This window comes from Corynebacterium sp. HFH0082, from assembly GCF_000411235.1.
GTDB classification, from domain to species: domain Bacteria; phylum Actinomycetota; class Actinomycetes; order Mycobacteriales; family Mycobacteriaceae; genus Corynebacterium; species Corynebacterium jeikeium_D.
The window spans coordinates 594967-609591 of record NZ_KE150404.1 but is presented as its reverse complement, the minus strand read 5'-3'; the positions used below and the strand labels follow the sequence as shown (position 1 = coordinate 609591).

General features: G+C 59.7%; 13 protein-coding genes. 6 read left to right on the top strand and 7 right to left on the bottom strand.

The genetic code is table 11. The features are described 5' to 3' along the window. Positions 1–7: 7 nt before the first annotated feature. Positions 8–1276, bottom strand: a complete 1269-nt coding sequence (locus HMPREF1206_RS02535) for an aminotransferase class V-fold PLP-dependent enzyme (RefSeq protein WP_016421834.1) — start codon at positions 1274–1276, stop codon at positions 8–10. Between the two features lie 471 nt (positions 1277–1747). On the opposite strand from HMPREF1206_RS02535, the gene HMPREF1206_RS02530 reads away from it, so the two are divergent. From HMPREF1206_RS02530 to HMPREF1206_RS02520, 3 genes are all read left to right on the top strand, one after another. Further along, positions 1748–2716, top strand: coding sequence for an ABC transporter permease (locus tag HMPREF1206_RS02530; RefSeq protein WP_016421833.1), 969 nt, complete (start codon positions 1748–1750; stop codon positions 2714–2716). Positions 2717–2762: 46 nt separating this feature from the next. Further along, positions 2763–3545 carry an ABC transporter ATP-binding protein gene (locus tag HMPREF1206_RS02525; protein ID WP_005510871.1) on the top strand — a complete coding sequence of 261 codons (783 nt, stop codon included), beginning with the start codon at positions 2763–2765 and terminating at the stop codon, positions 3543–3545. A 168-nt stretch (positions 3546–3713) separates the two neighbouring features. Then, positions 3714–4820, top strand: a complete 1107-nt coding sequence (locus HMPREF1206_RS02520) for a glycosyltransferase (RefSeq protein ID WP_042388319.1) — start codon at positions 3714–3716, stop codon at positions 4818–4820. Positions 4821–5181: 361 nt separating this feature from the next. Here HMPREF1206_RS02520 and HMPREF1206_RS02515 read toward each other — a convergent pair whose 3' ends face one another. The 6 genes from HMPREF1206_RS02515 to HMPREF1206_RS02490 all read right to left on the bottom strand — a co-directional run bounded on the left by HMPREF1206_RS02515 (position 5182) and on the right by HMPREF1206_RS02490 (position 11936). Next, entirely contained in the window at positions 5182–6312 is a 1131-nt protein-coding gene (locus tag HMPREF1206_RS02515) for a hypothetical protein (RefSeq protein WP_016421831.1), read from the bottom strand. Positions 6313–6481: 169 nt separating this feature from the next. Continuing rightward, positions 6482–7684: a hypothetical protein gene (locus tag HMPREF1206_RS02510; RefSeq protein ID WP_016421830.1), complete on the bottom strand. Its 1203-nt coding sequence runs from the start codon at positions 7682–7684 to the stop codon at positions 6482–6484. Positions 7685–7694: 10 nt separating this feature from the next. Further along, positions 7695–9617, bottom strand: a complete 1923-nt coding sequence (locus HMPREF1206_RS02505) for a glycosyltransferase (protein WP_016421829.1) — start codon at positions 9615–9617, stop codon at positions 7695–7697. Positions 9618–9635: 18 nt separating this feature from the next. After that, on the bottom strand, positions 9636–10169 hold the full coding sequence (locus HMPREF1206_RS02500; protein ID WP_016421828.1) for a GtrA family protein: 534 nt from the start codon (positions 10167–10169) through the stop codon (positions 9636–9638). A 78-nt stretch (positions 10170–10247) separates the two neighbouring features. Beyond that, positions 10248–11231, bottom strand: coding sequence for a hypothetical protein (locus tag HMPREF1206_RS02495; protein WP_016421827.1), 984 nt, complete (start codon positions 11229–11231; stop codon positions 10248–10250). Between the two features lie 51 nt (positions 11232–11282). Next, positions 11283–11936, bottom strand: coding sequence for a hypothetical protein (locus HMPREF1206_RS02490; protein ID WP_016421826.1), 654 nt, complete (start codon positions 11934–11936; stop codon positions 11283–11285). Positions 11937–11955: 19 nt separating this feature from the next. On the opposite strand from HMPREF1206_RS02490, the gene HMPREF1206_RS02485 reads away from it, so the two are divergent. The 3 genes from HMPREF1206_RS02485 (at position 11956) to HMPREF1206_RS02475 (ending at position 14553) form a co-directional block, all read left to right on the top strand. Further along, positions 11956–12183 carry a hypothetical protein gene (locus HMPREF1206_RS02485; RefSeq protein ID WP_005510976.1) on the top strand — a complete coding sequence of 76 codons (228 nt, stop codon included), beginning with the start codon at positions 11956–11958 and terminating at the stop codon, positions 12181–12183. A 113-nt stretch (positions 12184–12296) separates the two neighbouring features. Beyond that, positions 12297–13766: an FAD-binding oxidoreductase gene (locus tag HMPREF1206_RS02480; protein WP_016421825.1), complete on the top strand. Its 1470-nt coding sequence runs from the start codon at positions 12297–12299 to the stop codon at positions 13764–13766. Positions 13767–13791: 25 nt separating this feature from the next. Continuing rightward, a complete protein-coding gene (locus HMPREF1206_RS02475) occupies positions 13792–14553 on the top strand; it encodes a decaprenylphospho-beta-D-erythro-pentofuranosid-2-ulose 2-reductase (RefSeq protein ID WP_016421824.1) in 762 nt (253 codons plus the stop codon). Positions 14554–14625 lie beyond the last annotated feature (72 nt).

The window sequence follows — 14625 nt, the reverse complement described above, 5'->3', positions numbered from 1 at the left end:
TACCTAGCTAACCGAGCGAGGCAACTGCCCGCACGAGCTGGTCAATGTCGTGCGGCGTATTGAACGGCTGGAGGCCAACTCCCACGGCGCCTCCAGCCTCATCGATGCCCATGGCCTCCAGCAGTGGCGATTCGTATGCATCAACAATGCTGGTCACGAGGCCATTATCCAACAACCTATCCACGACCACCTTCGCCGACACCCCATCGACGAGGAAGCTAACGCGCGGAATGTGCTGTGCCCGCGACACACTCGCGAAAGAATCATCTTCGGTATCCATGCCGATGATGTACACCCGCGGCAGGGTCATCAACGCCGCAATTAGGCGTTCCGACAACGTCGTCAAGTAGCGAGAAACCTGCGGCATCGCCGTTTCAATGCGATGCCTACGTGACCCCCTCGCCGTGCTATCCAGCGATGCCAGGTGCAGCACCGATTCCGACACTCCGCCAAGCAACGCCGGCGACACTGGGGAAACCTCGATCCGCTCGACGCCGCGCACATTCGACACATAGCTTAACGACGTCATGCGCTCGAACATCTCGGGATCCTTGAACACCAATGCTGCGACCTCAGGCCCGCCCAGCACGGAGGCATCAACCAGCATGATGTCGGCGCCCAGCTTGCTCATCGACACATCGCGGTAGGCGACAATATCCGAGGCATCGACCAACACCCAGGCGTTGGAGTACTCATGCACCCGCCGAGAAATGTCAGCTACCGGGGCAATGGTGCCAATGAACGGATCCGCGGCCGGGACGACAACGAGGCGAGTGTGCTCGTCTACGAGCTCGTCGAACTGCCAGGACGGCAACGTACCCGAGGACAAGTCAGCCTCAGCAATGCGGACTTGAGCTCCGTAGAGATTGGCTGCTCGGCGTAGTGGTGCGTGTACGACCTGCGAACCAATGCGAGAAATCACCAGATTAGAGCCGAGCGTCAAGCGTCGACTCATTGCGGACGTGAACTGCTCCATGAGCACCGCACGCGAAGATCCCAACACCACACCGGCGACCGGGCCGCCAGTGAGGTCGGCAAAAGCCCGGCGCGCACTGGCGGTTAGTTCCGCTGCAGCGGGAACGCCCGAGCTGCGCGACTGGCCATGAGCTCCCGCCCCAGTCTCACCAGGAAGGGACTTCTGGGCATTGCGAAATGCAGAAATCATCGCGGCCTGGACACGCTCGGGTACCTGGGTGCGTTGACCCGCATTGAGGTATGTCCACCCGTCGGAAAGCGACGAGTAAGCACCCCTGGTTGTCGGCACATCGAAGGCCATGAAAACCCTTTCCCGGTTTCGAATTCAAGCTGCGATATCTATTTCAGAGTTAACTGTGCAATCACCCACGAATCGAGCATCCATGCCCCGAACCGTGTATCGATTGCACATCTTAGTTGGAACCAATTCTATCGAAGCAACCCCCTATAGGATAATCTTTATCCCTTTTTAGTAGTTGCTTAAAATTGGCTGAACTTTTCCTGCCTGTAGCCATGCGCAAGCACTCCCGATGCGTGAACCATATGCACCAGCTGCATGCCATAAAGCAGTTACAGCGGCGATTGTATGTAAGTTTTCCAGGGTCACATAACCAGTCACATAACCAACCGTGGAAACAGCCTCAGAAGCACCACGTCACCACCAATGACGACCGTCCCACGCGACCGTTGTTCGCTGTCACGACATGGAATAATGGCTCGCCCAGTGCCGTCGGTATTCAATCTAAACCGCCCTAGCTAGTATTTTGGAGACGTGACTAACGCAGAAAATGATCGCCAATCCGCAGCTGCAGCCGACCAGCCGGCCAATACTGTGCGCAATGGCTCCGCTATCCGCACGGAGGAAACTCTCCGTCGCGACATTGCGCGCATAACTGACGCAACGGGTGAGGCACCGGCTTTCAAGTCGCGTTCCCGCACCATGGGCGCTGCCTGGCAGGATCTGGTTACCGGCTTCGGCCAGCGCGAGCTGTGGCTGCAGCTGGGCTGGCAGGACATCAAGCAGCGCTACCGCCGCTCCACGCTTGGCCCACTGTGGATCACCATTGCCACCGGCGCCATGGCCCTCGCTCTCGGCCTGCTGTACTCGCTGCTGTTCCAGCAGGAGCTGGCGTTCTTCCTGCCACACGTGACCGTTGGCCTGATCATCTGGGGATTCATCTCCGGCTGCGTGCGCGAGGGCGCAACCGTCTTCATTGAAAACGAAGGCCTGATCAAACAGTTGCCCAGTGCGCTGAGTGTTCACGTCTACAGGCTGGTGTGGCGTCAGTTGCTTTTCCTGGCCCACAACATGGTGATCTGGCTGATTCTCGTGCTGGTCTTCCGTCCGGATTTGGGCTGGAACTTCTTCCTAGTCATCCCAGCGATGGCACTGCTGGTGGTCAACGGTGTGTGGGTGACGATGTTCTTCGGCATCATCGCTACGCGCTACCGCGACGTGGCACCACTGCTGGATTCCCTAATTCAACTGGTGTTTTACATGACTCCGATTGTGTGGACCACCAAGACACTGGAGGAACAGGGCGGTGCCGTCGCCGAACGCGCACGCATCGCAGAGATCAATCCCCTGTTCCACTACCTGGAAATCATCCGCGCCCCATTGACCGGCCAGCCGGTGGATACCTACCACTGGTGGATCGTCCTCGCCTGCACCGCAGTTGGCCTGTTGCTGGCACTCGGGGCCATGCGCCTGTGGCGCTCCCGCGTGAGCTACTGGGTTTAGGCCGCAAAGGCCGTCGTAAAGCGAATAGAACTAGCAAGGGATAAGCATGGTCAGCATTGATACTTACAACGCGTGCGTTGACTTCCCCATTTTCGACGCCAAATCGCGGTCGATGAAGAAGGCGTTCCTCGGCGCCGCGGGTGGTGCGATTGGCCGCAATGACTCCAATGTCGTGGTCATTGAGGCGCTGAAGGACATCAACATCCATCTGCGCGAGGGCGACCGCGTCGGCTTGGTAGGCCACAACGGCGCGGGTAAGTCCACGCTGCTGCGACTGCTGTCGGGCATCTATGAGCCCACGCGCGGTGCCGCCGATGTGCGCGGCCGTGTGGCTCCGGTGTTCGACCTCGGTGTCGGCATGGACCCGGAGATCTCAGGCCTGGAAAACATCATCATCCGCGGTCTGTTCCTGGGGCAGACGCGCAAGCAGATGAAATCCAAGCTCGACGAAATCGCAGAGTTCACCGAACTCGGCGACTACCTGCACATGCCACTGCGCACCTACTCCACCGGTATGCGCGTGCGACTGGCGCTCGGCGTGGTCACGTCCATTGAGCCGGAGATTTTGCTTCTCGACGAAGGCATCGGAGCCGTCGACGCCGCATTCATGGCGAAGGCCCGGACGAAGTTGACCGAATTGGTCGACCGCTCCGGTCTGCTGGTGTTTGCGTCGCACTCGAATGAGTTCCTGGCGCAGCTGTGCGACACGGCGCTGTGGATTGATCACGGTACGGTTCGACAGGCAGGGCTTGTCGACGAAGTGGTCGAAGCCTACGAAGGTAAAGAGGCCGCCGACCAGGTGCGCCGCGTGCTCGCGCAGCGACGGTAGTAGCTTCGCGGGGAGTCCGGGCGCGGTTCCCCCCATCGTGGCCGAGCGAGCGGCTCGCGGGCAGCCGGCCGGCGGCTGGCGGGCGGCACGGATGCTTGGAATTGCCCACCCGGAGCAACATGGCAAGATAGACAGCAATAAAAACAGTAATAAACGGTACTTCCCCCGATGGAGAACGAAGTGAGCGAAAACTCGGCTGACCACCCAAAGCACGATGAAGCAGCAACGGCCGCAATCGTGGTGACTCACAACCGCATCGAGGACCTGCGTCAATCGCTTCCCATCGTTGCCAGCCAGACCCACATGCCGAAGTGGCTCATCATCGTCGACAACGGCAACGACCCGAAGGTCAAGGAACTCGCCGAGCAGGTGGCGGCGCAGCAGTCGTCGGAAAGCGGATCGGCGCCGGAGATTCACTACGTCGGTTCCAAGACGAACCTGGGCGGCGCTGGTGGTTTCGCACTGGGCATGCTGACTGCGCTGTCGCTCGGCGCGGAGTGGATTTGGTGCGCCGATGACGACGGGCGCCCGGAGGACTCCTACGTGCTGAAGGCGCTGCACAGCTGCGCGCGACGCCACCAGCTCGACGCTGTCTCGCCGGTGGTCTGCGATATTAAGGCTCCGAACAAGCTGGCATTCCCCCTGCGCCGCGGGCTGGTGTGGCGTCGTCATCGCGAGGAGCTTTTCGAAAGCGGAATCAACCCCAAACTCCCGGCAGTGAACGACTCTGAGGGGCGGAGATGGTTCACCAATTTCGCAGATCAGAAGGCTGCGACCGGACTCGAACTGCCTAGCGACCTCGAAACCATCGACGGCAACCACGACCTCCTGCCCGGCATCGCATCCCTGTTTAACGGCGCACTGTTTAGCGCCCGCTCGCTGGAACAGCTCGGCGTTCCCGACTACCGCCTGTTCATCCGCGGCGACGAGGTCGAATTCCACCGCCGCCTGGTCCGCTCCGGTCTCCGGTTCGGCACATGCTTGACGACGGCCTACTTGCACCCCTCCGGTTCGGGTGAATTTGTTCCCATTCTCGGCGGCAAGATGCACACGCAGTACCCGACCAATGACTTCAAGCGCTACTTCACCTACCGCAACCGCGGCTACCTGATGAGCCAGCCTGGCATGCGCAAGCTCATGCCACAGGAGTTCCTGCGCTTCGGCTGGTTCTTCCTGGTCCAGCGCCGCGATGTCCGCGGCTTCTACCGCTGGTTCAAGCTACTGAAGCAGGGGCGCGCGGAGAACTTCGAGCGCTTCGATCCGAAGTCGAAGTAGTTCGGGCTGGCGTTGCGGCTGGTGGGGCTGGTGGGTTCGGGCAAGCGCTGAGGCTGATGAGGCTGGTGGGGCTGAGGCTGTGGCGCTGGCCTGCATATTTGATCTCGCCCGGGTCGTGTAGTCCGCATTTCGAGTGCTCAGTGCGCAAAAGTGTTACCTAACCCCTGGTTCCCTTCTCCTCCACTGACATATCGATGAGGTATTCACTCATCGATGCGCTACAGCCTGCGCATAAGTGAATAGTCCTACGATAAGTGCGCGGGCCAGGCCAACAGCGTGGCCATAAGTCCTGAAAAGTCATCGACAAGTGGCGGAAAGTTGGCCATAAGTCAGCACAATTGCAATAGGTCAGAAGCCGAACTCAGCGGGAGTCGCGCGAGGCCGGTGCATTTTCCAGAAGCTGCAAACGCTGCTTACGCTCCTGGATTCTGGACTCACGGAGCTGCCGATCTTTATACGGGACAGTGGCTTGACGAAAACGCCCAACTTCGGACGAAAATACCAACCCACCGGCCTGAATGCGCTGCCTCTGTCGAATAGCGAACTGTCGCAAGACCTCCACGCAGTCCCCATTAATGACCTGTGACCATTGGAAGCGGAGTACATCTAAGTGGAGGTTTCGCAGACGCTTCTCGCGAGCTTGCTCTTTCAGAAGCACAGTCTCCGTAGCTGCTACCCCGCCACCGGAATACTTAGTCAGCCCATCGAACTCAATGATCAAATTCAGATGAGGCACATAAAAATCGACGCGCCCAATGAATCCTTCACTGTCATAGAACTCGACTTGCTGCATGAGCACGCATTTTTCGTCGTAAAGCGTGGCAATTCCTGAGTCGATTATGCATTTCTTTGTGATTGACTCACCGATAGTTTCGCTGTGTGCGCTGGCAGTTCGAAGGAGCTCACGGGCACGACGGGTCCCCGGCGAGCGTGGGTAATTTGTGAGGACGGTGTGCAGTTCTTCGAGGTCACACCACTGTCGCAGTGCGGTGTCAACGATGACTGGCCCGTTTTCGGACTCGGCGGTGCGGCAGATATCGATGACGGTTTTCGGCACATCGGTAACGCAGCGCCCACCAATGCGAACGATGTCTTGTTCGAGGATTTTGCCACCGACATGGCGCAATCCGCCGCCAGGTCGGCGCAGGCCGGAATTGGCAAGCGCGATTGTGGCATTTCGAACAAGCACCGGGATGCCATGCAACGCAGCGGCTGCTTCGCCCGTAATGATTGTCCCGGAACCTGGCTTGACCAGTGCCTTTATCTGCAGTTGAAAACGTTCGAATGCTGACAGCGCATTCCAGCGAGAGCACTCGATGTAGGTGCCGTACGCCAGTCTGAGCAGGGATCCATCTCGAATATTTGCGCTTCCGACGTGCCCGTGCAGATTATCCAGCTCTGACTTGGCACTGACATATTCACAAGGATGCTTGATTTGTTTCTGCGAAGCCGCGTGGATGAGGCCATCGGAATCGTAAGTCCAGTTAGGCATTGGTTTAGGCACGCTCTCCGAGGATGGTTGCAGCTTGGCTGCGGGAATTGGGATTTGTGCCTTTAGTTATGGTCGACCCCGCGGAAATTGGCAGCAGAAAAGCCGCCGAATTGCCCGTTTCTGTGGACAATTTGGCGGCTGTGGATAACTGCGTAGAGACTAGTTCAGGCTAATTCCGCGGCGCATTCTCGAGAACGATTCCAGAAGGAACTCCCGGGTCAGATGGCCAGTAGTATTCGTCGTCGGCGAAGGTAATTGTTGTGTGCTCACCATCGTTGTGCAGAGCGGGATTGACTACGGCTTTTTCAATCACACGCGTATCCGGCCCGCCTTGCCCAGATAGCTTCGCCGTTACCTCGGTCGGCTGATCCAACACCAAGATGGCATAGGGACCTTTATCCTGCGCACCAGGATTTGGATCCTGTCGCTGCTCATAGGCAAGAACCTCCGCTCTGGTCTGGAACACTTTCACGGTTCCCGTGAGCGAATTGGCTCCAGACGCTGTCGCCGAAGAATCCGAGTCCGAAGGCCCAGACTGCGAACCCGAAGCCCCAGACTGCGAACCCGAACCAGCCCCCGACTCCGAAGCCGACTGCCCCGCCGTCGGATTCGGGCCACCGTTGCCACCGTTACCACCATCAGCGCCAGTACCATTCGAGCCCGAGCCCGGCGCGCAGTCATTACCAGCAGCAATGGCCTCGACGACATCCAGGTTGTCAGCCGGAATCCAGTTAAACTGTTCGAACTCCCCGGCACCCGGATTCGCAGGCGTTTCCACCAGCTCATTGCCCTGGCGCGTCACCAGCAAATCTTCCTGATCGCGCCCCATCCTCTCTGCAGAAAACGAGAACATACCCGGCTGACCAGTAGCTCGCTGAAGAGCGCGACGTACACCGCCCACAGAAGTCACGCCGTCATGGTAGGAATTCTGAAACTGAATTTCCTGACCATTCTCGTCAACGCCGTAGACACCAATCGCATCAATTTCGGCGCTCATCGCACTTGTGCCATAGTTCAGCACCAGCTCGGGCACGCACCCATCATCAAGATGCACGAGCGCATATTTCATCGCCCCACCGGGGCTAACTTCTCCGACAAAAGTCTGCAGTGGCGCCGGGTTCGCCAGCACCTGCTTGTACACAACGACGGCCTTCTCCGCCTGCGCCTGCACCTGCGCATCGCCATTTTCGCTTGACGACGACGCCCCACCCTCGGCAGCCGCCGAATCGCCACCCCGTTCCCCAGAAACCTGGAGGAAAAGGAACAGAGCCAGCAACAGGATAATCAACACCAGCAGCACCAAGATGGTGATGAGCTGCTTGCGGGTTTTGCCACCTGAGCTAGTCGAAGGCGTGGGTGTGTGCGTGGTCATGATTGAAGAACTACTCGCCTTGGAAGAATTTTTCCCAGTTGTCTTCGCTGGTCAAAGATGGCACGGCGGCACGCCACTGCTTCGCAAGGTCGTCCCACTTGGAGGACAGTTCGCGCATGAGGCTGATGGTCTCGGCGCGCATGGACTTTTCCTTATCCAGGTCGCGGACCAGGTGACGCACACCGTTCTGGGAGGCATCGGTAACCCAAACATCGTCGAAGGTGGAAATGTGCCACCAGAAGGAGTCCTCGAAGGCCACAGCCACCGGTCCCGGGCGCTTCTTACCCATCTGCGTATAAGCCAAACGCTTTGCCATCGTCTTGTTTTCGCTGGAAATCTCGTGTGACGGCGGGCGAACCGGAGTCAGACCACCCGGCATCTCGTGCATCGGCAGCAGCTCGGTCTCCGGGAAGTTCTTTCGACCAGCAGAAATGCGAGCGAAGTCGCCCTGCGATGCGTTCTTCAGCACCTCCGGGCCACGCAGCAGGTCACGAACAGCTTCCATCTGCGTCCAGGCCAGGCCGTAGCGCATGGAGACCAGGTTCGAGAGGATTCGTCGTGAAGCGACGTTGACCATGTCCTTTGCGGTGACATCGCCGTGCATGGTGGCGGCGATGAGGGAGTTGCGCAGGCCGAAGTACTGGGCGGCGTTTTCGATGTCCTTCCAGTAGAAATCGGCGTGCCAGACGGCGGCGCCCGGAATGGTGTCAGTCGGGTAGCCGGCCTTGGCGGCGCGGAAACCGTAGTCGATGTCGTCGTACTGGAAGAACAGCGGCAGCGCCAGGCCAATCTTCTTAATGACCTCGGACGGCACCAGGCAGGTCCACCAGGCGTTGTAGTCAACGCCCAGGCGACGCAGCTGGTGGTACTTGCGCACGTCCACGTCGGCGTAACCGAACTTGGGGTCGTTCTCCTCGACCGTCAGCGCCTTCCAGTTGTAGGTCTCGCCGGTGCGGAAGAGGCTGGTCGGGTTGAACAGGAAGAGCATCTGCGCACCGAGCAGCATCGGCTTTTCCGCGCATACGGCCAGGGCGGATAGGCGCAGGGTGGTTTCGGGCTCGGGGCGGATGTCGTCGTCGGTAAGCAGAACCATGCAGTCGCCCGCAGCGGTGGCGTCGCGCATGCCGCGGGAGAAACCGCCGGCGCCGCCGAGGTTCGGCTGGTGGACAACGTTCAGGCGCTCGCCGAGGATCTCCTTGGCCTGGATGAAGTCGGCTTCGTCGGCCGGGTGCTGTTCGCCCTGGTCAACGACGCGGATGGTGCGAACGCGCTCAAGGGCTGGCAAATCCTCAGCCAGCGTAGCGACGGTTCGAGCACAGTCAACCGGTCGGTTATAAGAACAAATGACCAGGTCAGTCGGAATATCGCGCTTGATAGCCGACTTGGGCACAACATAGCGGACATCGGAAATCTTTGCGCCTGCGTCCTCGGTGTCGAAGCGCAGGTGAATGGCACCGCCATCGGCGAAGCGGTCCAGCGGAACGGTCAGGCGAACCTCTTCATTGGCAGAACCCGACATCGGCGAATGCTCACCGGTCCAGTTGCCGTCGGCATCCGAGCCGCCCGCTGCCCAGGAGTCCTCCAAGCGGAGGTGGCCCCCAATATCTTCGGTGTAGGCCAGCACACGCGCGGAACCGACCACGCGCGCACGGATTTCGACCTGCTTAATTGAGGTCCAGCGCTGCCAGTAAGAAGCTCGGAAGCGACCGAAGTAGGTGTCAGTGCGCACCACGGTGTGGCGACCGAGCGTGATCGAGTTACGGGTGGCCTGCACCGAGCTGTCGTAGGCGCCAACGCCTTCGACTCGGTAGTACAAATCCGGCTCCACCCAGTCTGCGGGCGGAGCAAACAGCACGCGCTGAATAGTCAGCATGTCAACATCGGTTTCGGCGGTCAGCTGAGTGGATTCCTTATTAGAAGCAGTCGAAGTCACGTCCCCCAGCGTATCGCGCTATTTCACACGGAAGATGAATACACGCTGAATGATGAAGTTAATTACCGTCGCAACGCCCTGTGCGACGACGAATGCGCCGAACTGTGCCCACTGCGCGTTCCAATCCCAGGCCTCGACAAGCCAGGGCTGCAACACATTAAAGATGCCGACCTGTGTGGCGTAAGTAATCAAGTACAGCACCGCAACTGCCAGCACCTTCTTCGCCGAGGACTTCGACTTGAAGGTCCAGCGGCTGTTAATGATGTACGCCGTAATCGTGCCGAAAACCCAGCCGACCGTCTTGCCCCAGAAGTTGGTCGCCCCGAAGACGTTGAGCATGATGAACGTCAGGCCGAAGTCCACTACCGCCGCGATGACACCGGAGATGATAAAGCGCATCATCTGCACTTTCAGTCCGTGCTCGTCCTTGGTCTCCGTCGCCATTGGCACTGCGGCCGAGTCCTCTACGACAAAACCGTTTTCGTGGGAGCCGTTTCCGAGCTTGCCGTTGTCGCGGTTCGGGTTTTCATTTGCTGTTTCATTCGCTGACACGCCTAGGAATTCTAGGCCACCGGCCAGCTAACAAACAGCCAGCGCGAACATAAACAGGCAATAAAGAGGAGAAAAGAACTAACGCCGCAGCGCCTCACGCAGCAGATCCAGCCGCTCCACCGGCGAGAGCGCATCCTCCCCAGCTAGCCCCAACGCGCTCATCTCCGCCCAACTAGCCGCCGCCAATTCCTCAACGTCCTCGCCGGATAGCGGGATGCCCTCGTCGCTCTCCCAGCCGAGGCGCTCCATGACATGCGCCGCCACATCATGCCGTAGCTCATCCGAGGTCAGCGCCGCCAAACACAGCAGCTCCACCAATGCCGCATCGTGCCCGGCTGGGTCTTTCTCGGCGTCCTCTATAGGCAATGCGCGCAATCGCTTAACGACGCTCTCCCCCGCCTCCCCGGTCAATTCAAGCGCGGTTGATTCCGACCTCTGCAGGTCCAGAGCCTGTAACAGGGGCACGAATTCAAACACCCCCGACCTCTCGATGATGTCCACCACATCGGCACGAGCGGTGGCCAACGTATTTTGAATAGAGTCCCGTCCGGTCAGTTCCCTATTGATTGCGGCAATATCTACCGGCTCCTCCGCGTCCATATCCCCCAGTGCGCGGATAGAGCCCGAGCCACCGATACACAGGGCATCCGGGGTGGCCTCATCGCGGGCAAAAGCTTCCCTGACCTGCAAGGTATGTTCCCACAGCCCCCACTGCCAGATAAGAGTATCGCCGGGACTTTGCAGCACCTCGGCAACTGTGGTGGATAAGGGAACATCGACGACTCCGACCGCTGCGGGTCTGCCGCCAGTCACCAGCTGCGCCGCAGACTCCACCGCAGAGCTGGGCAGGTGAAACTTCGTCGGCACGCTTTCGTCGCCCCACCCAAAGATGACCGCTAACACGCGGGACAGGCTTCGCAGATCCATCTGGTCATTGACCCCGAAGACGCGGTGGGCACTGCACGGTTCTTCCTCTAAAGAGGCACCGATAATGAGCGTGGCCGGTTCCGTGGCCACGCGAACGCCTGGGAAGGCGACTACGTTATCGGTCTGTGCTGCCATACCTCACAGCGTACGCAGGAAAAACAATGTGGCCTGGATGGCAAAAACTCGCTACAATGCGCGCGTTTTTACCAGCGGAATCTGGCGCGGCTCCGCACCCCATGGCTCTACCAAGTACTTGCGACGCAGGCGCTGCGACTCCACCGCGGTCCACTGCGCCACCAGCTCTTCTACCCCGCGGGCAAGCCCCAGCACCGGCCCTGCGACTTTTTCGCCCACATGCGGAAAATCAATAACCTCCACGTCGTTGACCTTGGGGAACCGCGGCTCCGTCAGATTTCCCTTGCCGGGCTTGGCCTTCTCTTCCTTCGCGGCAGCACGCAGCTGTCCGATGTGGTCACGAATGCCGGCCACCGATGCCGGCAGGTCCACCACCGTGGCCCCTGCCTGTTCAATCGCATGCGATAGCAGGTCCGCCCCCTCAGCGCTCTCTGCACTCTCTGCCGCAGCGTCACCGTCACCATCGCCCGCGGTCACAGACGCAACAAAGCAACCGGTGAGCAGATTGGTGGCGGTCTCCAGGGCTCCGTCGTCAAGCGGATCCACCAGCCATGCACCCGACAACCTCTCGCCTGCAAAGGACGGCGAGAGCTCCACATGCCAAATGACAACGGGCGATGTGGAACTACATACGGCAAGGGTCTGCGGAGTAGCAGCAGGCGTGGAAGTCATGAGGTTGATGGTATCGCGAGTGACGGATCCCACGCGGGGTAGCCTTTATCGCATGTTCGACTTTTTCAAGAAGAAGCCGCGTGAAACCATCAACATGGCCGCCGAGTACACCAACACCCCGCTGTCGAACCAGATGGTCATGCTATTCGCCGAGGAACTGCCCATCCTCGACAGCAAGGAACGCGCACAGGTCTACCGCGCACTCGAGGCGTACGACGGGCCGCAGATCACCTCGCAGGAAATGCTGCCGGAAGAGATCCGAAAAATTATGGATCTATAGTCTCTCCGTACATTTCGCTTGCTTTCCGACGGCCCGTGCGCGACCTCAAGCGTGACCAACACCTCGGAGCGTCACGGGCGACGGAGCCGGTGCAAAGGGGTAGCCTAGCCTTGATGTCCACTAACACTAACGGCAAGTCCAGCACCGATGCTTCGAACGGTGCCTACGGAGCCGTACACACAGAAGCCAGGACCCTGACCGGTTGGGGTCGTACCGCCCCCGCTAAGTCCCAGGTGCTGTCGACGCCGGACTTGGATGAAATCGTTAACGCCGTCAAGGCTGTCGCAGACCAGAACTCCGACAAGCCTGCCCACCTGCGCCGCGGTGTAATTGCCCGCGGTATGGGCCGCTCTTACGGCGACCCCGCCCAGAACTCGGGCGGTCTGGTCATCGACATGCAGAAGCTCAACAAGATCCACTCCATTGACCAGGAGTCGGCGATTGTTGATGTCGACGGCGGTGTCACGCTGGACCAGCTGATGAAGGCCGCACTGCCCTACGGCCTGTGGGTGCCGGTGCTGCCGGGAACTCGCCAGGTCACTATCGGTGGTGCCATTGGTCCGGATATTCACGGTAAGAACCACCACTCCGCAGGTTCCTTCGGCAACCACGTGCTGTCGATGGAGCTACTGGTCGCTGACGGCCGTATCCTGCACCTTGAGCCGGAGGGCTCTGCAGACGACCCGGACGGCAAGCTGTTCTGGGCAACCGTCGGCGGCATGGGCCTGACCGGCATTATTGTCCGCGCTCGGATCAAGATGACCAAGACCGAGACGGCCTACTTCATCGCCGACGGCGACATGACCCACACTCTGGACGAGACCATCGAGTTCCACTCCGATGGCTCCGAGGAGAACTTCACCTACTCTTCCGCGTGGTTCGACGCCATCTCACCGGAGCCGAAGCTGGGACGCGCCGCAATTTCCCGCGGTTCGCTGGCAACCTTGGCTCAGCTGGAGGAATACGCCCCGAAGCTGGCCAAAGATCCGCTGAAGTTCAACGCTCCACAGCTGGTGACTGTGCCGGATATTTTCCCGTCCTTCACCATGAACAAGCTGACCATGATCAGCATTGGTGAGCTGTGGTGGCTGAAGTCCGGTACCTACCGCAACCAGGTGCAAAACCTCACGCAGTTCTACCAGCCGCTGGATCTCATCGGCGAGTGGAACCGCGGATATGGTTCCAAGGGCTTCCTGCAGTACCAGTTCGTTGTTCCGCGCGAGGCCGTCGAGCCGTTCAAGGAGATTGTCCGCGATATCCAGCGCTCCGGCCACTACTCGGCACTGAACGTATTCAAGCTGTTCGGCGAGGGTAACCGCGCTCCGCTGTCCTACCCGATGCCGGGTTGGAACGTCTGCGTGGACTTCCCGATCAAACCGGGTCTCGGCGCCTTCCTCGATGATTTGGATAAGCGCGTCATGGAGTTCGGCGGCCGCCTCTACCTGGCCAAGGAGTCGCGCACTTCCGCCGCTAACTTCCACCAGATGTACCCCGAGATGCAGAGCTGGCTGGACACCCGCAATGAGATTGACCCACACGGTGTCTTCGCCTCTGACATGTCGCGTCGACTGGAACTGCACTAAAAGAACCGAGAGGATTTAAGCCCCAATGATTAATGCTGTAGGCGCTGCCCAGTCCATCCTACTGCTCGGCGGCACTAGTGAAATCGGTCTGGCCATTACCGCCGAGTTCCTGAAGAAGGGCCCGGCCAAGGTCATCCTGGCTTCCCTGCCGAACGATCCGCTGCGCGAAGCCTCCGCTGAAAAGATGAAGGCCGCCGGCGCTTCCGAGGTGGTCACCCTCGACTTCGACGCAACGGACTTCGACTCCCACCCGGAGGTCGTCGATAAGGCATTTGCCGACGGCGACGTGGATATCTGCATCGTCGCGTTCGGCATGCTTGGCGACGCCGAGGAGCTCTGGCAGAACCAGCGCAAGGCCGTCCTGGCTGCGAACATCAACTACACCGGCGCGATGTCGATGGGTGTTCTGGTTGGTCAGAAGTTCAAGGCGCAGGGTCATGGCCAGTTCATTGCCATGTCCTCCGTCGCTGGTGAGCGTGTGCGCCGCTCCAACTTTGTCTACGGTTCCACCAAGGCCGGCCTGGATGGTTTCTACCTGAACCTGGGCGAGGCCCTGGAGGAGTACGGCGTCAAGACCCTGGTTATCCGCCCTGGTCAGGTCCGTACCCGTATGTCCGCTGACGTGGACGAGGCCCCGCTGACTGTGAACAAGGAAGATGTCGCCAAGCTCGCGGTGAAGTCCATCGAGGCCGGTAAGACATTGGTCTGGGCTCCGCCGGCATTCCAGCTGGTGATGATGGTGCTGAAGCACATTCCGCGCCCGATCTTCAAGAAGCTGCCGATTTAAAAGTAAGACTCGGGGGACTTGATAGAACTCAGCGGAGCTTGACGGGCTGACGTACCCACCTTTAGCTCCGCC